At 63.2% G+C, this 20,443-nt stretch carries 16 protein-coding genes; 8 read left to right on the forward strand and 8 right to left on the reverse strand.

The genetic code is table 11. The features are described from left to right. Positions 1-254: 254 nt before the first annotated feature. The 6 genes from JMY24_RS10415 to poxB all read right to left on the reverse strand — a co-directional run bounded on the left by JMY24_RS10415 (position 255) and on the right by poxB (position 7,692). Positions 255-692 carry a PRC-barrel domain-containing protein gene (locus tag JMY24_RS10415; RefSeq protein ID WP_128598319.1) on the reverse strand — a complete coding sequence of 146 codons (438 nt, stop codon included), beginning with the start codon at positions 690-692 and terminating at the stop codon, positions 255-257. 215 nt (positions 693-907) lie between these two features. Continuing rightward, positions 908-1,870 (reverse strand): HlyD family efflux transporter periplasmic adaptor subunit, encoded by a 963-nt coding sequence (locus JMY24_RS10420; protein ID WP_128598320.1) that lies wholly within the window; start codon positions 1,868-1,870, stop codon positions 908-910. Positions 1,871-1,918: 48 nt separating this feature from the next. Beyond that, positions 1,919-2,119 (reverse strand): DUF1656 domain-containing protein, encoded by a 201-nt coding sequence (locus JMY24_RS10425; RefSeq protein ID WP_128592174.1) that lies wholly within the window; start codon positions 2,117-2,119, stop codon positions 1,919-1,921. Beyond that, entirely contained in the window at positions 2,103-3,602 is a 1,500-nt protein-coding gene (locus JMY24_RS10430) for an efflux transporter outer membrane subunit (RefSeq protein ID WP_201701990.1), read from the reverse strand. Before JMY24_RS10430 ends, JMY24_RS10425 begins: the two co-directional genes overlap by 17 nt. After that, complete coding sequence (locus JMY24_RS10435; protein ID WP_128597024.1) at positions 3,599-5,770, reverse strand: FUSC family protein; 2,172 nt, start codon at positions 5,768-5,770, stop codon at positions 3,599-3,601. Before JMY24_RS10435 ends, JMY24_RS10430 begins: the two co-directional genes overlap by 4 nt. Positions 5,771-5,970: 200 nt before the next feature. Beyond that, positions 5,971-7,692: a ubiquinone-dependent pyruvate dehydrogenase gene (gene poxB / locus JMY24_RS10440; protein WP_128597025.1), complete on the reverse strand. Its 1,722-nt coding sequence runs from the start codon at positions 7,690-7,692 to the stop codon at positions 5,971-5,973. Between the two features lie 514 nt (positions 7,693-8,206). Here poxB and JMY24_RS10445 point away from each other — a divergent pair. After that, positions 8,207-9,178 carry a LysR family transcriptional regulator gene (locus JMY24_RS10445; RefSeq protein WP_128597026.1) on the forward strand — a complete coding sequence of 324 codons (972 nt, stop codon included), beginning with the start codon at positions 8,207-8,209 and terminating at the stop codon, positions 9,176-9,178. Between the two features lie 62 nt (positions 9,179-9,240). On the opposite strand, the gene JMY24_RS10450 is transcribed toward JMY24_RS10445, so the two are convergent. Continuing rightward, positions 9,241-10,554: a chloride channel protein gene (locus tag JMY24_RS10450; protein ID WP_236597380.1), complete on the reverse strand. Its 1,314-nt coding sequence runs from the start codon at positions 10,552-10,554 to the stop codon at positions 9,241-9,243. Between the two features lie 270 nt (positions 10,555-10,824). Then, complete coding sequence (locus JMY24_RS10455; protein ID WP_128597027.1) at positions 10,825-11,757, reverse strand: LysR family transcriptional regulator; 933 nt, start codon at positions 11,755-11,757, stop codon at positions 10,825-10,827. 118 nt (positions 11,758-11,875) lie between these two features. Between JMY24_RS10455 and JMY24_RS10460 the strand changes: the two genes are divergently transcribed. The 7 genes from JMY24_RS10460 to JMY24_RS10490 all read left to right on the forward strand — a co-directional run bounded on the left by JMY24_RS10460 (position 11,876) and on the right by JMY24_RS10490 (position 20,392). Further along, positions 11,876-12,529, forward strand: coding sequence for a DsbA family oxidoreductase (locus JMY24_RS10460; protein ID WP_201701991.1), 654 nt, complete (start codon positions 11,876-11,878; stop codon positions 12,527-12,529). After that, entirely contained in the window at positions 12,526-13,674 is a 1,149-nt protein-coding gene (locus JMY24_RS10465; protein WP_201701992.1) for an FAD binding domain-containing protein, read from the forward strand. The genes JMY24_RS10460 and JMY24_RS10465 overlap by 4 nt, the downstream gene beginning before the upstream one ends. Positions 13,675-13,719: 45 nt before the next feature. Next, a complete protein-coding gene (locus tag JMY24_RS10470; protein WP_128597029.1) occupies positions 13,720-14,934 on the forward strand; it encodes an MFS transporter in 1,215 nt (404 codons plus the stop codon). Positions 14,935-15,098: 164 nt separating this feature from the next. Continuing rightward, a complete protein-coding gene (locus JMY24_RS10475) occupies positions 15,099-16,241 on the forward strand; it encodes an alkene reductase (protein WP_128597030.1) in 1,143 nt (380 codons plus the stop codon). A gap of 103 nt (positions 16,242-16,344) precedes the next feature. Further along, complete coding sequence (locus JMY24_RS10480) at positions 16,345-17,622, forward strand: c-type cytochrome (RefSeq protein WP_128597031.1); 1,278 nt, start codon at positions 16,345-16,347, stop codon at positions 17,620-17,622. Beyond that, on the forward strand, positions 17,619-18,131 hold the full coding sequence (locus tag JMY24_RS10485; protein ID WP_128597032.1) for a (2Fe-2S)-binding protein: 513 nt from the start codon (positions 17,619-17,621) through the stop codon (positions 18,129-18,131). Before JMY24_RS10480 ends, JMY24_RS10485 begins: the two co-directional genes overlap by 4 nt. Then, a complete protein-coding gene (locus tag JMY24_RS10490; RefSeq protein WP_128597033.1) occupies positions 18,128-20,392 on the forward strand; it encodes a xanthine dehydrogenase family protein molybdopterin-binding subunit in 2,265 nt (754 codons plus the stop codon). The genes JMY24_RS10485 and JMY24_RS10490 overlap by 4 nt, the downstream gene beginning before the upstream one ends. Positions 20,393-20,443 lie beyond the last annotated feature (51 nt).

Genomic DNA, 20,443 nt, shown 5'->3' on the forward strand with positions numbered 1-20,443 from the left:
CGGGCGTTCGTGAACGAATACCGGCAGCCTGTTCGTCACCGGGCAGCCGGTGTGGCTGTCCGGGCACATGACACTCAGATCTACCGGAACCAATACCTTTCAATCTGATGGCATCATGCGCGAGCCCGCGTCAAAGGTGATACTTATTTTTCCTTAAACGTTGCAGAACGGGTTGCCGTCGTAAAACCGCAAACTGCCCTGGGACTCCTGTTCCATGGCGGTTTGCGGGCATTGTGCCGCGGCCGGAGGCCGCCTCAATGGTGGCCGAAGTCCTTGCGCGCGATCGGCACCGTGCGCACCTTCGCATACTGGAAGGCGGGCATCGCCTTGACGGCGTCCCGAGTCGCGCCAGCCCACACCAGCTTGCCGTTCACGTAGTCCAGTTGCGACATGGGAATCGCCACATCGTGCGCCGACACGCCAAGGAACTGATGCGCCGCAACGATTGCGAACGAAACGGCGTTGTCAGGCGCGATGATGATGTCGTGCAGCACGCCCACTTTCTCACCGTTATCGTTGTAGATGCTCTTGCCCAGCAAACTCTTCTTGGTGCTCCAACCTTCGATGATCAGTTGAGCCTGCTCGACGCTGATGCCGATAGGCTGCGCGCCCGCAATCTGTGCGCTCGCGGATTGACACATAGCACCGAAGGTCGATGCCGCCACGAATACCAGTGCCCACTTGAACTTCATGTTCTTTCTCCAAAAGATAGACCGGTTGAAAATGCTCGTTGTCCGCAGGTTCGCAACCGCGTGACGGCTCGGCTGCATTGCGCTGTCCCAGAGTTTGGCGTCATTTCTTCGGGTCCGTTTTCGAATTCGCACGGCGTCGGCGTCGGCGTCGGCGTCTGCTTCATCGCCAACCGTATGGTCATGCAACCCTCGCTGGCTGCCGCGCCCTCTTTCGATCAATCCGCGTTTCGTGGTTGCAGCGTCACGGTGCAGGTCATCCCCATGGCAAGCTTCATATCCGCCGGAATCCGGTCGAGATGCACGCGCACTGGAACCCGTTGCGCAAGCCGCACCCAGGTGAAAATCGGGTTGACGTCGGCAAGCAGGTCGCTGCCGGTCGGGTTGTCGCGGTCCGCTATACCGCTTGCCAGACTTTCGACGTGGCCCAGGATGTCCTTTCCGCCCGACATCAGCCGCACCACTGCACGGTCGCCGACATGAACCTTCGGCAGCTTGGTTTCTTCGAAATAGCCGTACACCCAGAACGAATGCGAGTCGATCAGCGCCATGCGTGCCGCGCCCGCAGTTGCAAAGTCGCCGGGATACAGATTCAGATTGGTGATGTAGCCGTCCGATGGCGCTCGCACCTGGCTGCGCGCGAGGTTCAGTACCGCCGTCTGCCGCGCGACCACGGCTGCCTTATACGCGGCCTGCGCGGCGTTATAGGCGGCGGCATCCGCGGCGTAGGACGAGCCCGACTGCCTCGCAAGCGAAGCCGAATCGGCCCGACTTTCGTCGGAGATGACATCGCCGGCCAGATTGGCCCGGCGTGCGGCCTGCGCACGCTTCATCGCAAAACTGGATTCGCTGGCCGCCATCTGCGCCTTCGCTTGTGCGACCTGGGCTTCGGCTCGCAGCAGATCGGCGTCGGCTTGCGCCAGCGCATAGTGGAATCGCGCCGGATCCAGGATGAAAAGAACGTCGCCCTTGCGTACCAACTGATTGTCCTTGACCCGCACCTCGGCGACGAGGCCGGAGACGTCGGTTGCGACCTGCACCACGTTTGCCCGCACCCTGCCGTCACGCGTCCACGGAGAAAACATATAGTCGAGCCATAACAGGCGGACCAGCACGACCGCCACGGCGAGAACCGTGAGCGTAAACACCGCGCGCAAAACCGATTGCTTGTTTATCGTCATTTGTAGGGGTCGGCGGACGTTGATTTCATGGTCTCTGCTTGGCTATGGTCATTGCCACAAAAGCAGCGACGCGCCGCTGAACATGGCGGCGAACAGCGCGACGCGGAACAGGCTCGGATGCCACGTATAGCGATAGAACTCCAGCTTCGCCAGAATCAGGTCGATCACGACGAAGCTCGCCGCGCACACCGCGAGGATCGGCAGCAGTCCGGGCAGCAGCAAGGAAAAGAACTCAATCTCGCCCGGCACGTTGCGCTCCTTCGAAAGCGGAATCGGTCTGCTCCGGCGTGAATCCGCCGCCCAGTTCCTTCATGAGCAGCGCCCAGGCGTCGAGTTGCCCGGCCTGGATATTCGCGAGGTTTTCTTCCTGCTGTAGCTGAACGTTCTGCGCCGCCAGCACGTTCAGAAAATCGGTGATGCCGCTGCGATAGCCGGCGTCGGCGAGCCGGAACGAGCGGCGCGACGACTCGAGCGTGCTTTCAATCGATGCCTGCTGCTGCGCGAGCGAACGCAACGACACGACTTGCACGGCGACGGCCTGCATCGCGTTCACCACACTCTGGTTGTAAGCGTCGACTGCGGCGTCCCGAGACGCGACCGCCACGCCATACTGGCCGCGCCGGCGTCCGCCATCGAAGATCGGCAGTGAGATTGCCGCTCCGACGCCATGGCCGACACCATTGCTGTCGATAAAATTGAAGAAGCCGCCGAAGGTCGCAGCCGAGCCGAGCGACGCGGTCGCGATCAGATTGATGTCGGGGTAGAAGTCGGCATGGGCGGCATCGATGCCTTTGTCCGCGCCTAACACTCGCCAGCGCGCGGCTACGACGTCCGGCCGGTGCCCGATCAGTTCAGCCGGCAGCGATGCCGGCAGCGCGACCGGCACGCTCAGCGCCAGCCCGGGCCGGCGCAGTGCCTCGCCGTAGCCGGGCCCTTTGCCCGCCAGACCGGCAATCTGGATACGACTCAACGCGAGTTGCTGCTCTGCCTGCTGTACCCGCGTGGTGCTGGTCTGGAACTGGGTCGCCGCCTGGCTCACTTCCAGCTGGCTGCCGACGCCCGCGCGCCAGCGGCGGGTCGCAATGTCGAGCGTACGCTGCTGTTCCTCCTGAACCGCGCGATAAACGTCGAGCAGCGCGTATTGCAGCGATAGATGCACATAGCTGCGCACCATCGCGGTCTGAAGTTCGATCTCGGCGAAGCGCGAGTCCGCGGCAGCAGCCCGCACGTTGTCGAGCGCGCCCTCGCGCATCGCGCGTGTCTTGCCCCATAGATCGAGGTCGAACGACAAGTCAGCCTGAACGCTGTTGCTCCACACAGTTGTTCCGCCCGGCGGCGCAGGCGTCGTGTAGCGCGCGTAACGCCTGCGCTCGAAAGTGCCGCCGGCGTCGAGTTGCGGCAGTGCGTCGGCACCGGCGATTTGCGCCTGATAGCGCGCCGCCTCGGCCCGTTCCTCGACCGTGCGCAAGCCGGGGTTGCCGGCGGTGGCGTCCCGCACCAGCGTGTCGAGTTGCGGGTCGTTCCAGCGCTGCCACCAATGATCGGTTGGCCAGTTCGCGTCATGTTGCGTAGCGCTCAGCGCGGCGCCTGGATCGAGCGATGCGGGATCGATCATCGACTCGCGCGTGTGGATGCCGCCGCTGTTGATGCATCCGCTCAGCAGCAACGCAGACGCAAGCGTGACGACCGACGAGCCGCATACCGCGCCAATCGACAGACAGCGCGCCGTCATGCTGGCTTCCCCTCGTTGCGCCAGAAGGACAACGTACCGTCCTGCAAGGTCAGCTCCGTGATATGCAGCAGTGCACGCATCCGGCAGCGCGTGAGCATCGCCGCATCGACCGTGATGTTCTGCGCGAGCGGGAGGGCTTCGAGCGCTTGCAGGGTCGCGGCCAGCGCGGCATCCGCGGCGTGCGGCGAGCATTCGGCGAATACATTGGCGGTTGCCGACAGCCACGCCTGCTGTACGGCAGGCCACTCCGCCGGCAGCGTATCGCCGAGTTCCTTTGTGTCGAGCCGCAGCTGTATCATCGCCCGGCCGATTTCGAGCGCTGCGAACGCCCAGCCGATCAACCGGCTGCGATCCACATGGGCGTCCGTGGGCGCCGACGCAATCTCGATGATGAAATCGCGCAGGTTCAATTCGAAAGTGAAAAGCAGATCGTTCAGTGCACCGTCGCGCGCGCCGTTTGCCACCAGCGCGCGTATCTGCTTCAGATATTGAGCCGTGATCCAGACTCCCGCGCGCGGCACGATGACCGAGAATGCTACCGCCGCAGTGCTGATGCCGACGAGCAACGCAAAACCGGTGTCGAGATAAGCGCTCGGGTTATACACCGTGGGATTCGAGATATTCACGATGAAGCAGAAATACAGACTGAAGCCGAGCCCGAAAATGGCCGTCTTCGGAAACGTATTCAGGTAACTGCCCACCATCACGAAGATCGCAATCGACATGGCGAGCAACTCAAAGGTGTCGAAGTGCGGCAGCAAAAGAAAGTTGAATGCGAAGCCAGCCGCCCAGCCGAGCAGGCAACCGACGAAAATCTGCCAACTCGCGACCGTGGGATTGGGCGCGAGCGCGAACAGCGAACTCGTGATTGCGACCGCGACAATCGCGCTCGATCCGCCGAGCCAGCCCGACGCGAGCCACGCCGCACCGACCACGGACACCGCGACGGCAGCGCGCGCGCCGGCAATCAGCGCGGCGACGCGATTGGCGGTTGCACGTGTGAGGCCGAAACGGCCGAGCGCCTGAATCACCGATTGCGGCCATGAACGCCGGTCTGTCGTGCGTATCTGCACATAGCTGCCGCACAACACACGGAGGTCGGCAATCGAGAAAAACAACGCGGCCCCAGTAGTCGCAACGAACTGCCGTTGATGCGGCGACAGGTCCGCCAGCGACTCGAGCATCCTGGTCAGGCGCGCGGGCAGCGCCTGCTCGAACGCCGCGAGCCGGCTGCCCAATGCCTGCACCTGTTCGAGCGTGACGATCTCCGCTTGAACCGGGTCCGGCACGATGGCGAGCAACGCGTCGATCAGTTCGTCGAGCGCGGCCACGGCGCGCGGGTGCGCATTGTCCGAGGCCCGCGCTTTCAGTTGATGCAGCGCGTGAATCCACGCGACCATGTCGAGAAAGCTTCGATCGAGCGCCAGCAAAACGTGGTGTTGCAGCCGGATAGACGGATCCTCGAACAATGCTCCGCTGCGCAGGCTTTCAATACCGGCCCGCTCGCTGATCAAATCGACAAACGTTTTGAACCCGATGCCTGCGGGCGCGCGCTCAAGCATCGTGTGCAGCGCTTTGAGCAGTCCGGAAAAGTTCTTGCTGCCCGCCGCAAAAAGCGCCGGCGTGACCCGCCGCGGGAACACGAGCGCGCTCACCAGGCAGGCACTGACTACGCCGATCACGACTTCGCTGACCGTGAACACGACGTTGTCGAACACGCCATAGGGGTTGGACCAGGCCGGCATCGCCGTGATGGCTGTGCCGTATCCAGTCAGGACGAAACCATACGACTGGAAGTTGCGATAGTACGAAGCACAGAAAACGCAGACGCCGATCCACGTTGCCAGCGCAAGAAAGAACAGCAGCGGTTGCTGCGGAAACAGCGCGACGATCACGAGGCCGGCGAAGCTGCCGCACACCATACCGAGGCCGCGATAAAAGCCTCGTGCAATGACCATGCCGCTCTGCTGATGCATCATGACGATGACGCACGAAACCATCGCCGTGCCCGGCGCGCGAAGCTCCAGTCGCATGCACAACCCCATGGCAAGCGTCACGGCGAGCGCGACCTTGGCGATATGCATGAAGCGCGGCCCGTCGTCTTTCCAGTACGCCGTCAACTCGTCCCGCCATCGCGGGAGGACGACGCTGTCCGTCTGCACATTCATGGCATGCTCTTCGGGGCGTGGGCTTCAGAAGCGTTGATCTTTCGCGCGGCCCTGACTAGCCGTGCCGGTCCATCTCACGCGTATAGCTTGCGATAGACAGACCGCCGCGGTTTGCGCAAATGCACTGTTTTTGTCTATGCGACGTTCGAGGGAAAGCGACCTGTGGCGGCCGCCTTCATATGGCGCCTGTACGCGTGTGACTAGCGCAGATTGGTGCGCGCCAGCTCGACGATCTCGTCGCCTCGGCCGTTCAGGATCGCGCGCATCATATAGAGACTGAAGCCCTTTGCCTGAGCGAGCTCGATCGTTGGCGGCATGGCGAGTTCGTGTTTGGAGACGACCACGTCGACCAGCGCCGGCCCCGGATGCGCGAACGCCTGCGCGAGCGCGCCCGCGACGTCTTCCGATTCCTCGACTCGAATGCTGAAGATGCCAGCGCCCTTTGCGATCGCCGCAAAGTCGGTCTTGCTCAGGTCGACGTTGGTGTCGAGATAACCGCTCGCCTTGAGTTCCATCGATACGAAACCAAGCAGGCTGTTGTTGAACACCACGACCTTGATCGGCAGATCGAGCTGACGGGCGGTGAGCAGGTCGCCCAGCAGCATGGATAAACCGCCGTCGCCCGAGAGCGAGACCACCTGCCGCCCCGGGTGCGCGCCTTGCGCGCCAAGCGCCTGCGGCATGGCGTTCGCCATGGACCCGTGGTTGAACGAACCGTGCAACTGGCGCTTGCCGTTCATGGTCAGATAGCGGGCGGACCAAACCGTGGGCGTGCCGACGTCGGCTGTGAAGATGGCGTCGTCGCTCGCGGTCTCGTCGATCATCTTCGCCAGGTACTGCGGGTGAATCGGCCGGCCCGCCCCGGAAGGCGTGGCCAGATCGTCCAGGCCCTTCCGTGCCGACGCATAGTGTTTCCGCGCGTTGTCGAGGAAGCCGCGGTCCGTTTTACGTTGCAGCCTGGGTAGCGTGGCGGCTACGGTTTCCTTGACGGTGCCGACGAGTCCCAGTGCAAGCGGCGCCCGGTGTCCGAGTTGCGAGCCCTTCCAGTCGATCTGGACGACCTTCGCGTCAGCCGGGTAGAACGGACGATAGGGAAAATCGCAGCCCAGCAGCAATAGCGTGTCGCACGACATCATCGCGTGATAGCCCGAGCTGAAGCCGATCAGCCCCGTCATGCCGACATCGTAGGGATTGTCGTATTCGATGAACTGCTTGCCGCGCAGCGCATGAACCACCGGGGCGCCAAGCGTGTCGGCGAGCGCGACCACTTCGTCGTGCGCACCTTGCACGCCGCTGCCGCACATGATCGTCACCGCGTCGGAATCATTGAGCATCTGCGCGAGCCGGTCCAGGTCCGCCTCGGCCGGGAGAATGCGCGGCGGCGCACTGTCGACCCATGCAGGCGCTTCCGTGGGTCCGTCGCTCAGCGCGACATCGCCTGGCAAGACGATGACCGCCACGCCGCGTTGCTCGATCGCGGTGCGCATCGCGCGCGCCAGCACGCGCGGAAACTGGGACGCGGACGAGACCAGCTCGACGTAATGGCTGCATTCCTTGAACAGCTCCTGAGGATGCGTCTCCTGAAAGTAGCCGAGGCCGATTTCCGTCGACGGTATATGCGCCGCGATGGCGAGCACCGGCTGGTGATTGCGATGGCAATCGAACAGGCCGTTGATCAGATGCAGGTTGCCCGGTCCACAACTGCCCGCGCACACGGCGAGCCGCCCGGTAGAAGCCGCGTCCGCGCCGGCCGCGAAGGCGGCCGCTTCCTCGTGACGCGTGTGCATCCAGCGGATCGAGCCGACCTGGTCGAGGCTGTAGGCCAGCCCGTTCAGACTGTCGCCGGTCACGCCCCAAATCCGCTCTACGCCAGCCGCGGCGAGACTGCCCGCAAGATATGCGGCGATCGTGTTGCTAGCCATGTTTGACTCCTTTCTCGCAAGGTAAAGATCGACTGGGCGCCGAACTCGAACGCGCGTCCGGACCGACGCGAATGCGCCCCCGCGCGCGGAGGCAAATGCTTTCAGACCTGGCTAACACTATTGGAGTTGCGGCCAGATGTCCTGAAACGCATCTAAAAACTACTTAATGAACCGGACAGAATTGTGTCTCTCGCCCGGCGGCACGAAGCTGACGTGCCCGATACGCTCGCGAGCACCTGCACCGCCGTTTTGAAAGCGTCACAACCGAGCCCTTCAATCAGCCTTCAACGGGTTGGGTCCCAGCAGTCGTGCGGCTTCGTCGCCGGGGTCTGAGCAAGCCGGAGCCGGCCAGGGCTCGCCCCAGCGCACCTATACCTCCGGATTAGATCGCTGAATGCATTGATGACCCGGGCACCCATTTGTGATGATGGCGCCCGCTTGCCCCAGATCGTATTGTTCTCTCAACGGGCGACATCTGCTGCCCTGCTCAACCGGATCGAGAGGCGAAGCGGTTATGGACAGAATCTTCAGCATGCGCGTGTTCTCGCGAGTCGCGGAGACCGGCAACTTCAGCGCAGTGGCAAAACATATGGACTGCAGCGCCGGCAATATTTCGCGCGCGGTGGTATCGCTCGAAGAACATCTGCATACGCGGCTCCTGCAAAGAACGACACGCAGCGTATCGTTGACGGAATGCGGCGAACGCTACTACCACCGTTGCAAGAAGATTCTGGCGGATCTCGACGCGGCCGAGGCGGAAGCAAGCAATGCGCACACGCTGCCACGCGGCAGATTGCGCGTTCATGCCGTACCGGATATTGGGCTCAAGCAGCTGACGTCGACGATCGTCGAATATCGCGAGGCCTTCCCGGCTGTCTCCGTCGACCTCAAACTGCTGCCGCGCATGGCTAATCTGATCGAAGACGACTTCGACGTGTCGATCGTATCGGCGTCTTCGTTGCCGGACTCTCGCAATATCAGCAAGCTGATCGGGCAGTGCGAACGCATTCTCGTGGCCGCGCCCGAATATCTGGCGCGGCATCCCATCGCCGCAGCGAAGGACCTCGCGAATCACACGCTAATGCAAGTGAGCTCCTCGTTCGACCCGGCCTCGGAGTGGCCAGCGGAGACGGCCGGCGATGCCGCAGCCGGCACGGAGCCGGCCGGGCATTTCATCGTCAACAATATGCAGGCGCTCAGGATCGCATTGCTCGAAGGCGCCGGCGTGGGCGCAGTGCCGACCTATTCGGTCGCGGACGACATCAAGGAAGGCAAGCTCGTTCAGCTCTTCCCGGATTACCCACTGGAAGCCGTCAATGTGTTCGCTGTTTATCCGTCGCGCCAGTACGTCGATGCGAAGGTCAAAACATTCGTGGAATTTCTCACCACCTGCTTGCGGCAGAAACTGGATCTGCAGGTTGCACGCTTGCAGCCGGGGCGGCCGGTAGAGGCCGTTACCCGGCAACACTACGCCGCGTTGCAATAAATCGGCGCGATGTGAAAAACCTCCGGCCGATATACCGAAGGCGAGGGCAAAGCGAAAGCGGACTATACATTCGCGCGCTCTACTTTCGCGCCCAAATCAGGGCGGCGGGCCGGGTCGAAGACGTGGCGAACGTAGCTCGACATCGCTACCGATCCGGCAACTGCGATCAATACCGGAATCAGAAATTCCGGCGACGGGCGGGTGAACTCGAAGATCAACGCGATTGCCGTCAGCGGTACGCGCATGGAAGTGGCGAGAAACGCCGCCGCGCCGATCACAGCAAACGCGCCCAACGGCGCGCCGGGCCACCACGCCGACCAGACACTGCCCAGCACGATGGCGAGCAATGCCCCGTTACACAAGCCGGGCGTCAGCAGTCCGCCTGCCGCGCCGGCGCGCAGACTCGTCCACGTTATCAGCACGCGCAGCACGAGCAGAACGGCGGCGAACTGCAGCGTTAGCGAGCCGTCGAATCCCACCTGCGCCGGTCCCTTGCCGTTACCCAGCAACAGCGGGAACTTGATGGCGAGCAGCCCGATGCAGAGAAAGTTGACCGCGCACAGCAGCATCAGCCTGTTATCGCGCGGCGCGCGGGCGCGTGCATGGTCGGTGAGCCTCGTGAACTGCCAGGCCGCAACGCCAATAAGCGGCCCGGCCAGCGCCGACCACACGATCAACGAAGCGGTGCACGCATAGTGCGGCACGTCGTATTGCGGAAAGTCGCCGAGACCGGCTCGCGCGATGAGCCCCGCGATCGCCGAGGTGACGACGGCCGGCACGAGCGCTCGCCAACCGATACTGAAGACCAATCCTTCCAGCACGTACACCGCACCTGCAAGCGGCACGTTATAGACCGCGGCAAGGCCCGCGCCAGCGCCACACGCGACCATGATTCTGGATTCATCCACCGTGAGTCTGGCGAACGACGCCAGTCTGCCGGCCAGCATCGCGCCGATTTCGCGAGGCGCGACTTCCCGCCCCAACGGCGAGCCAAGCGCGACGGTGACAATTTGCAGCAATGCGTGGCAGACGGTTGCGATAGCAGGCATGCGCGGGTCGTCGCTGCTCACCGCTCGCGCGATGCTCACCAGCGGTCTGCACCAGCGATAGACCGCCCACCAGCCGACACCTGCGACCAGCCCGCAGAGCGCGAGCATTTCCACTCGCTGCGAGCGGCTCGCAGCCGTCACGCCTTGTTGAAAGCTCTCCTTGCTGAAGATGGTTTCGATGCTGTAGCCATAGGCGACATGCTGAACCGTATGCAACAGCGCGGCGAGCCCGAGCCCAGCCACGCCGCCGGCTACCCCGATCAGGACCACGACTGTGGCCCAACGCAACGAATGCCCGATGCCGCGCGGTTCAGATCGTGGATGCATGTTGGAGGTTCGAGTTAAGGGACTCAGAAGCCGGCGTGTGTGCCGGCCATCGAGCTTTGCTGGCTCATGCGGCACCGCTTGTAAATAGAGGCTAATTCTACCGATGCGGTCTTGATGCAGCCTGTAGAAAACGCACTGAATCTTCGTAAAGGAACGCTTGAGAAAGTACTGTCTATTGCTGTATCGCTCGGTCTTTCGTTCGGCCTGGAAGATTTCGAATTCTTCTGCAGGGACTTCGTCCGAACGGATGCAATCGCCGGGCTTTGCCGCTCAGCCTTCCAGCGCCATCTGAAGCCGGGCTTCGAGAAACTGCACGAGCGCACGCACCTTGCTCGAATGGCGTCGATTCGGCAGGTACGCCGCGTAAACGATTGCGTCGCCCTGATAAGGGCTTGCATCAAAGTTCTCGAAGAGGCGCATCAAACGTCCCGCACGAATCTCGTCGCCGACGAGCCATTCCGGCAGCAATGCAACACCTCGTCCTGCGAGAACGGCTTCGTGAAGGATGTCGAGACTGTTGGATAGCAGATGACCTCGCACCTCGACACGCTCTTCGACGCGCCCTTCATCGGACTCGCGCCGAAAGGTCCACACCTGCCGCGAACGATAGCCACCGCCGTATGCAATGCGAAGGCACTCATGGGAGTCGAGCGCGTGCGGAGTTTGCGGCGTGCCGCAGCGGGCCAGGTAGTCATGGCTCGCCACGACATAACGCGGGTTGTCCGTCAGTTTGCGCACGACCAGGTTGGCGTCGCGATCCGGCAGACCGATGCGGATTGCGACGTCGATCCGGTCAAGCGCGAGATCCGAGAAATGATCCGCAACAACGACGTCGAGAAACACCCTGGGATTAGCCGACAGGAACGCCGCGAGGTGCGGGGCAAGCCGCAGCCGACTATAGGTGGACGGCACCGATATGCGCAGCGCCCCCACCGGCGACGCGCCGCTGTCGAACACGCTCTCGTCCGCTTCGGCGAGATCGTCGAGCACCTTGCCGACCTGTTCGACATAAGCAATGCCGGCGTCGGTCAGGCTCACGTTGCGCGGCGTACGAGTCAGCAAAGCAGTGCCTAACGAGGCTTCGAGTGAATCCATCAGGCGCGTGACCGACGAGGTCGCCACTCCAAGACGCTGTGCGGCTTTCGAGAAGCCTCCCGCATCGGCGACTTCGAGCAAGGTGGTGAGAGCGAGGAGTTTGTCCATATACGACCCAGTCGACGTTTCATTGCGCCCAGCGCAACGCGGGATTGCATTTTAGGCCCATTCCGCGACCGCCGCGCAACGCCTATGCTGCATTCCTACACATGGTGAGAGGTGCAACATGCAAACCGTCGATATCGAGGTCAATTACGACTTCATTTGCCCGTGGTGCTGGATCGGTCAACGCAACCTTGCCGCCGCGCTCGCGGATTCGGGCCTGGCTCACGCGGTTTCGATCCGCTATGTGCCGTTCGAATTGAATCCGTCGATGCCGGTCGCAGGAATGGACCGGCGGGCCTATCGCAGCAAGAAGTTCGGTAGCTGGGCGCACTCGCAGGCAATGGACGCCCAGGTTGCGGCCGCCGGACTTGCAGCCGGCGCGCACTTCGATTACAGCCGGGTGTTGCTCACACCGAACACGCGTCTTGCGCATCGCCTGATGCAGTTTGCCCAGGAGCGCGACGAACCGCACACCGCCGCAGCGCTCTACGAAGCCATATACAGCGCCTATTTTTCCGAAGGACGCGACATCGGTTCGCTCGACACACTTGCCGCAGTAGCCGCCGCGCATGCCTTCGACGAACAGGCGGTGCGCGCGTATCTGCTGTCGAACGCAGGCGAAGAGCAGGTCGATGCTGCCCGGGCGCGGGCCGACAAACTCGGCATACAGGCAGTGCCGACCACCGTGATCGAGGGCGAAACAGTTAGCGGCGCACAGCCGGCTGTCGTCTTCATGCATGCGCTGCGATCCGCAGCGCTGAGGAGCGCAGCATGACTTCTTTTTCAGAACCTCGCGCTGTGATCATAGGCGGTTCGCTCGGCGGCCTGGTTACGGCGGCGACCTTGCGTGCGGCAGGCTGGCATGTCGATGTGTTCGAGACCTCGCCCAATGAACTCGAGAGCCGCGGCGGCGGCGTCGTGCTGCAGCCAGACGTACTGGAGGCGCTTCACTTTGCCGGCGTCGCATTGCCCGACCCGCCCGGCGTTGCTTCGAGCGAGCGCATTTATCTCGACCGGCATGACGAGATTGTCGAGAAACTGTACATGCCGCAGATGCAGACTTCGTGGAGTCTGCTGTATCGCGCAATGAAGAAGGCACTGCCGGCTCAACATCTGCATGCGGGCGAAACCTTCGTCAACTATCGCGCGCAGGGCGAGCAAACAATCGCGCTGTTCGAAAGCGGCCGGCAAGAAGAGGCGGATTTGCTGATCGGCGCGGACGGTATCCGCTCGACGCTCAGAAGCCGCCTGCTGCCAGAAGTGGTGCCGGCCTACGCCGGTTATGTCGCCTGGCGTGGACTCGTCGAAGAACGCGATCTGCCGATTCCCGCCGCCGACACGCTGCGTGAGCGCTTTTCGTTTCAGCATGGCGACGGCCATTCGGCGCTGTCCTACCTGATACCGGGCGACGATGACTCGACGGTGGTCGGAGAGCGTCGTTGGAACTGGGTCTGGTACCGCAAATACAGCCGCGCGCAACTAGGCGCGTTGCTCATCGACCGTCAAGGCGTGGCGCGGCCGTTCTCGTTGCCGCCGGGCTCGACCAAGAGTGCCGACATCGCCCAGTTGCGGGACGACGCGAGGCTCATGATGGGGCCGACATTCCGCGCGCTGGTCGATGCGACCGAAGAGCCGTTCATGCAGCCTATCGTCGATCTGCGCGCCCCGCAGATGGTCTTCGGCCGCGCCCTGCTGCTCGGCGACGCCGCTTCGGTGCCGCGTCCGCATACCGCGGGCAGCACCGCGAAGGCAGCTTCCAATGCACACGTGCTGGCGCTCGCGCTGCTCTCGGCACAGCAAAGCGGCGAGTCGATCGATTCGGCGCTCAAGCGTTGGGAGAGCCAGCAGTTACAGCGCGGCGGGCGCATGACCGAGCTGGGTATATCGCTCGGCAACCGGCTGATGAACATCGCGCGCTGAACTTCGCCTTTCCGTACCCTGTCTCCCCCAATTCAAGGAGTTGTCATGTCAACCGAGGCATCTGTTGCGACCCCCGGCACGAGTACCGTCAAACTAACCCAATCGCTGATCGCGCTGTTTGCATTCTGCTGCGGCGCGATCGTCGCCAACCTCTATTACGCGCAGCCGATCACCGAACTGATCGCCCCGGACATTCACATGTCCTCCAATACGGCGAGCCTGATCGTGTCGCTGACCCAGATCGGCTATGCCCTCGGCCTGTTCTTTCTCGTGCCGCTCGGCGATCTGCTTGAGAACCGCAAGCTGATGATTGCGACCGCGCTCGTATCCATTGCGAGTCTCGGTGCTGCGGCGTTCGCTCATCAGCCTGGGTGGTTCCTCGGTATCTCGCTGCTGGTCGGCTTCAGTTCTGTCGCCGTGCAGATCCTCATTCCGCTTGCCGCGCATCTCGCACCGGACGAATCGCGGGGCAAGGTAGTCGGCACGATCATGAGCGGCTTGCTGCTCGGCATCCTGCTGTCCCGTCCGATCTCCAGCGTAATTGCCGGTCACTTCGGCTGGCGCGCAGTGTTCGGCTCCGCCGCGGTCCTGATGGCAGTTGTGACGAGCGTGCTCGCACTGACCATTCCGCGCCGCCAGCCGGAACATAAGGCCACTTACTTCGAGTTAATCGGCTCGCTTGGGCATCTGCTGCGCACCATGCCGATTCTGCGTCACCGTTCGTTGTATCAAGGGCTGATGTTTGCTTCGTTCAGCCTGTTCTGGACGGCCATTCCTGTCGAGTTGACTCGGCACTTCGGGCTGTCGCAAACGGCAATCGGCATCTTCGCGCTAGTCGGCGCAATCGGCGCGACGTCCGCACCGGTCGCGGGACGCCTTGCCGACGCCGGGCACACGGTCCGCGCCACGTTGATCGCACTGGTGGTGGGCGCGCTTGCCTATACGCCGGCCCTCATCCATCCGGCGTGGGGCGTGTTCGGCCTCGTCGCGACCGGAATCATTCTCGACTTCGCCGTGCAGATGAACATGGTGTTGGGTCAACGCGAGATCTACGCGCTACACGCAGCGAGCAGGAACCGTCTGAACGCGCTGTATATGACGAGCATCTTCGTAGGCGGCGCTTCTGGTTCCGCGCTCGCGAGCCCGCTGTATCAGCACGGCGGCTGGCCGCTCGTCGCAGCAGTGGCGACGGCCTTCCCCGTCGTCGCATTGATTCATTACCTGGTGATCGGCCGGCCGCACGCCGCACGCAACGCATAAGCCTATTGCAGAGAGGCGAGTTGCCGGCGAGTCGAGCGGACATGCCGACCGGCTTAACAAAATTTCAGCGTGGTTTCAGGAATAAGCGTGGCGCTGCGAATACGCTACTGCGTGCAGTGCCGCGTCCGAGTCTGAGCAACGCCCGATTGTGCAAAGGAATAAACATGTCTTCCCTTTCGTCCCTGCTGAACAGCTATTCCCTGAATGGCCTGAGCCTGCCCAATCGCGTGGTCATGGCGCCCATGACGCGTTCACGCGCTCCCGTGCGCGGGCTGCCCACCGAAATGATGGCGCAATACTATGCGCAGCGCGCGTCGGCCGGACTGATCATTACCGAGGCGACAAATGTCAGCCCCGCATCGGCTGCATTCGAACTCACGCCGGGCATCATGACCGCTGAGCAGATCGACGGCTGGCGCGTTGTCACGAGCCGCGTGCATGCCGCCGGCGGCCGCATCTTCATGCAACTCTGGCACAGCGGACGCGTCAGTTCATTCGCGCTGCTTGGCGGCGACGTGCCGCTGTCGCCCTCCGGCGTGAATGACGACCTCGAACACTTGCAGGTGTGGGCGCAATTGCAGAACGGCCACTACACGCGCATTCACGCAACGCCGTCGCGCGCGATGTCGCTGCAGGAAGTCAGGCTTACGATCGATGCGTTCAGGCAAGGCGCGGTCAACGCGATCGCCGCAGGATTCGACGGTGTGGAAGTACATGCTGCGAATGGTTATTTGCCGCATCAATTCCTCTCGTCCACAACGAATACCCGCGACGACCGGTATGGTGGGTCGATTGCAAAACGGGCGAATTTCCTGCGCGACGTGCTGACGGAAATCGGCGCGGGAGTTCCACTCGCCAAGGTCGGTGTACGCGTCTCGCCGTACGCGCATTACAACAACGTTCGCGACACCGACCCCGACGGCACCTACGACTACGTCGGCGCGATGCTCAGCGAGTTCGGTGTCGCGTATGTGCATGCGGCTGATACGAACGGCTGGAGCGGCGCACCGGATTTGCCGCGCATTATCGAACGCACCCGCAAGGTTTTCGACGGCACGTTGATGGTCAACGGCGGCATTGCCATCGACCGGGCCGACGCGTTGATCCGCGCCGGCGACGCCGATCTGGTCGCGTTCGGCCGTGCCTACATTGCCAACCCGGACCTCGTCGCGCGGATTGCAACGGCAACACCGCTCGAAGCGCCCAGATCGGCCGGCTGGTATGGCGGCGACGAAGCCGGCTATATCGACTATCCATCTGGGAGCAGCGCCGGCCACAGCGTGCGCCCCGGCGAGACGCAGGTATGACAGCGCAGCGGCACCGTGGGCGCCGCCCGCGCGCAGGCATTCGCTAAAGCATTCGCTAAGGCATGCGAAGTTTGCAATCAATCCATTCGAAAAAGGCGTGTGAATGACTCCAGGACCCAGATTGCTGTGGGGAACCGGCGGGGCCGTCGTGGCCGTGCTGGCTGTCGCCGTGGCCTTGATGTGGAAGCCGGCCATCGCGCCCATCGGCGCGCCGCCAGTTGCATCGTTCGACGCGCAGACAAAGCTCGCCGGCGCGCGCGTGGTGGCGCTAGGCGATTGCATTGTCTGCCACACCGCCAAGGGCGGCCAGCCGTTCGCAGGCGGCCTGCCACTCGCGACGCCCTTCGGCACGATCTACGCAACGAACATCACGCCCGACGTCGACACGGGTATCGGCAACTGGTCTCTGGAAGCGTTCACACGCGCGGTGCGCCACGGCGTCGCCCGTGACGGGCACCTGCTCTATCCCGCGTTTCCTTATATTCACTTCACCCGCATGTCGGACGGGGACATTTCGGCCGCCTACGCGTATCTGATGACGCGCGAGCCGGTGAAGGCCAGCGCGCCCGCCAACGAGCTGATCTTCCCGCTGAACTTCAGGCCTTTGCTCGCTTTCTGGAACATGTTGTTCCTGCGGCCCGGCCCCGAAGCGGCGGACGCGTCTAAAGATGCTCAGTGGAACCGCGGCAAGCTCCTTGTCGATGGCCTGGGTCACTGCGCGTCGTGTCACTCCCCGCTCAATCCGATTGGCGGAGAAAAGTCGGGACACGCGTTCGACGGCGGGATCGTGGACGGGTGGGAAGCCCCCGCGCTCAACGCTCTCGGCGCTGCGCCCAAGCCGTGGACGCAGGCGCAACTCGTAACCTACCTGCGCACCGGCCGAGCTAGCGAGCATGGCGCGGCAGCCGGGCCGATGCTGCCCGTCACGCGCGATCTGGCCACCGTGCCGGAGCAGGATGTGCAGGCCATCGCCACCTACATCCTGTCGATTCAGAAGCCGCGACCGAGCGATGCGAGCCCTGTGGCCAGCACGTCGCTTTCGGCCGAAGCGCAAAGCGGCGCCGTGCTGTTCGCCGCGTCGTGCGCGCAATGCCATGGCCCGCAAGCGCCGATGCAATCCATCGGAGAGCGCCCGACTCTCGCGCTCAGCACGGCCGTCAATGCCTCGACGCCGCGCAACGCGATCCAGATGATCCTCGGGGGCATCGACTGGCATGGCGAAGATGCGCTCAACTACATGCCCGCCTTCGCCCAGGTTTACAACAACAGGCAGATCGCCGACCTGGCGTCATACATTCGCGCGACCTACTCGCAGCGCGGCCCGTGGGACGACGTCGAAGAGTCGGTAGCCAAAGTCAGAAAGGAGAACGACGCGCGATGATCACTCTTAACGTCAACGGCGTGCAGCACTCGCTCGATATCGATCCGTCCACGCCGTTGCTGTATGCGCTGCGTAACGACCTGCATCTGCATGGCGCGAAATTCGGCTGCGGCCTCGGGCAATGCGGAGCCTGCACGGTTATCGTGGGCGATCAGGCCGTGTTTTCGTGCCTGATTCCGGTCTCGTCGATCGGCGCGCGGCCGGTTCGCACCATCGAGAGCCTCGGCACCGTCGAGCGCCCCGGGGCGCTGCAGAAGTCGTTTATCGATCACCAGGCGGCGCAGTGCGGCTACTGCATCGCCGGCATGATCATGCGCGCGCAGGCTCTGCTCGATCGCAACCCACGGCCGACGGAGCGCGAAATGCTGGAACACATGGAGCCCAACCTTTGCCGTTGCGGCACGCATCTGCGAATTCTCGCCGCGATTCGCGAGGTCGCGCATCTGCCCGCTGGCGACACGCTCACGAACGAACCGTTACACACGTCAAGCCGCGGAGGCGCGCAATGAGCGGCAATGACGAAAAGATCGATGAAACGCGCCGCCGCTTCATGATGTCCGGCGCGCTAATGGTGAGCTTCAGCATGTTGCCGGGCGTCAAGGCAATGGCGCAGGAAGTGATTGCCGACGAAGGCGCCGCCGTGCATATCGGCAAAGCAACTCAAGCGCTGGCAGGCAGCCTGAAAACCAACCCGTATCTCGACGCCTGGATCAGGATCGACGCGGCGGGCAAGGTGACCGTCCATACCGGCAAGGTCGAACTCGGCACCGGCGTGCGCACCGCGCTGTTGCAGGTCGCGGCGGAAGAACTGGACATGGCACCTTCGCTGATCACGTTTCTGACGGCCGATACCGGCGCATCGCCGGACGAAGGTCTCACCGCCGGTAGCCACACGATGGCCGACAGCGGCAGCGCGCTGTTGAACGCCGCAGCCCAGGTGCGCGGACTGCTGGTCGACGCGGCAGCTACGCATTTCAGGGTCAGCAGCGGCGAACTGGTCGCGCGCAACGCAGTGATCAAGGCACCGGATGGCCGCGCCATGACGTACGGTGAAGCGGTCCGTCTCGTCAATTTGCATCGCGTGGCCACGCCGGATTCACCGTTGAAGGACCCGGCGAAGTTCGACATGATCGGCACCTCGCTGCCGCGGCTGGATATTCCCGCGAAGGTCACCGGCCTCCCGAGCTATGTCCAGGACATGACGATGCCCGGCATGCTGCACGCGCGCGTCGTGATGCCGCCCGTCTACGAGGCGAAACTACTGGAGACCAACGCGCCCGAGATTCTGCAGATGCCGGGGGTGGTCAAAGTGGTTCGCAACGGCAGCCTGCTCGCGGTGGTCGCGCGAGGTGAATGGCAGGCCGTGCAAGCACAGCGAGCGCTGTCGGCGGGCTGCAAATGGACTGCCGGGCGCAGCTTGCCCGATCCGTCTACGGTGCATCGCGACCTGAAGCGGATTTCAACCGAACACATCGAGATCGCCAACGTTCATGCGCCGGCCGGCACGCCGGTGAAAACATTGAGCGCGAAGTACAGCAAGCGCTACATGATGCACGGCTCGATTGGACCGTCCTGCGCGGTCGCGCTCTACGAGAACGGCGCCATGACGGTCTGGACGCATTCGCAAGGCGTATATCCGCTACGCGACGGGCTCGCTGAAATGCTGTCGATGCCAAAGGAGAAGATTCGCTGCGTTCATGTCGAGGGGTCGGGCTGCTACGGCCATAACGGCGCCGACGACGTGGCCGCACATGCGGCACTGATCGCACGCGAGATGGACGGCGCACCCGTGCGCGTGCAATGGATGCGCGAGCAGGAACACACGTGGGATCACTTCACGCCTGCAATGGTCACGGAGGTCAGCGCATCGCTGGATGCGGGCGGCACTATCGTCGACTGGAACTATTCGCTGTGGAGCAGTTCCCACAATGAACGTATCGTCAACGCGGGGCGGCTCATTCCCGCGCAGATGCTGGAAAAGCCGTTCGCGCCGGCGCCGTCGGTGCCTATGGTGCAACCGGAAGGCGGCGGCGACCGCAACGCGATTCCGCTCTACGCACTCCCGAACATGCACGTCATGAACAACTTCTCGCCGACGATGCCGCTCAACACGTCGGCCATGCGTTCGCTGGGCGCGCACATGAACGTCTTCTCGATCGAAGCTATCATGGACGAACTCGCCGCGGCCGCCGGCGCCGATCCGGTGGCGTTCCGGCTCAAGCATATGCAGGATCCGCGCGCCCGCGACGTGATCGAGCTGGCCGCCCGTCGATTCGGCTGGCCCAGAGCGCCGCGCAAGCGCAATCACGGCGTGGGCTTCGCGTTCGGGAAGTATAAAAATCTGATGGCGTATGTCGCCATCGCCGTCGAGGTGTCGGTCGTGCCCGAGACCGGCCAGGTCAGGCTCGAACATGCGGAGGTTGCGGTGGACTCAGGCCAGATCGTGAATCCGGATGGCATACGCAACCAGATCGAAGGCGGCGTCATTCAATCGGCAAGCTGGACACTCTACGAGGAGCTACAGTTCGATACATCGAGAATCCGCAGTTTCGACTGGAGCAGCTATCCTATTCTGCGGTACTCGGCGGCGCCGCGCGCCGTCAACGTGCATTTGATCGATCGGCCGGGCGCACCGTTTCTCGGCGCCGCGGAAGCATCAATGGGCCCGACTGCGGGCGCGATCGCCAATGCACTATTCGATGCGACCGGCAAGCGGCTGCGCGACATGCCGTTGGCCGGCGAGAGTTTGCGTCGGCAGATCAACGCCTAGAAACATTCACCTCGCGTCGCCCTGCTTTTGCACACGCAATGGGCCGAGCGC

It is taken from the genome of Paraburkholderia kirstenboschensis (assembly GCF_904848585.1).
Classification (GTDB): domain Bacteria; phylum Pseudomonadota; class Gammaproteobacteria; order Burkholderiales; family Burkholderiaceae; genus Paraburkholderia; species Paraburkholderia kirstenboschensis.

Coding starts and splice junctions, on each gene's coding strand:
- JMY24_RS10415 (WP_128598319.1), bottom strand. CDS start 692: ATGAAGTTCAAGTGGGCACTGGTATTCGTGGCGGCATCGACCTTCGGT.
- JMY24_RS10420 (WP_128598320.1), bottom strand. CDS start 1,870: ATGACGATAAACAAGCAATCGGTTTTGCGCGCGGTGTTTACGCTCACG.
- JMY24_RS10430 (WP_201701990.1), bottom strand. CDS start 3,602: ATGACGGCGCGCTGTCTGTCGATTGGCGCGGTATGCGGCTCGTCGGTC.
- JMY24_RS10435 (WP_128597024.1), bottom strand. CDS start 5,770: ATGAATGTGCAGACGGACAGCGTCGTCCTCCCGCGATGGCGGGACGAG.
- poxB (WP_128597025.1), bottom strand. CDS start 7,692: ATGGCTAGCAACACGATCGCCGCATATCTTGCGGGCAGTCTCGCCGCG.
- JMY24_RS10445 (WP_128597026.1), top strand. CDS start 8,207: ATGGACAGAATCTTCAGCATGCGCGTGTTCTCGCGAGTCGCGGAGACC.
- JMY24_RS10450 (WP_236597380.1), bottom strand. CDS start 10,554: ATGCATCCACGATCTGAACCGCGCGGCATCGGGCATTCGTTGCGTTGG.
- JMY24_RS10455 (WP_128597027.1), bottom strand. CDS start 11,757: ATGGACAAACTCCTCGCTCTCACCACCTTGCTCGAAGTCGCCGATGCG.
- JMY24_RS10460 (WP_201701991.1), top strand. CDS start 11,876: ATGCAAACCGTCGATATCGAGGTCAATTACGACTTCATTTGCCCGTGG.
- JMY24_RS10465 (WP_201701992.1), top strand. CDS start 12,526: ATGACTTCTTTTTCAGAACCTCGCGCTGTGATCATAGGCGGTTCGCTC.
- JMY24_RS10470 (WP_128597029.1), top strand. CDS start 13,720: ATGTCAACCGAGGCATCTGTTGCGACCCCCGGCACGAGTACCGTCAAA.
- JMY24_RS10475 (WP_128597030.1), top strand. CDS start 15,099: ATGTCTTCCCTTTCGTCCCTGCTGAACAGCTATTCCCTGAATGGCCTG.
- JMY24_RS10480 (WP_128597031.1), top strand. CDS start 16,345: ATGACTCCAGGACCCAGATTGCTGTGGGGAACCGGCGGGGCCGTCGTG.
- JMY24_RS10485 (WP_128597032.1), top strand. CDS start 17,619: ATGATCACTCTTAACGTCAACGGCGTGCAGCACTCGCTCGATATCGAT.
- JMY24_RS10490 (WP_128597033.1), top strand. CDS start 18,128: ATGAGCGGCAATGACGAAAAGATCGATGAAACGCGCCGCCGCTTCATG.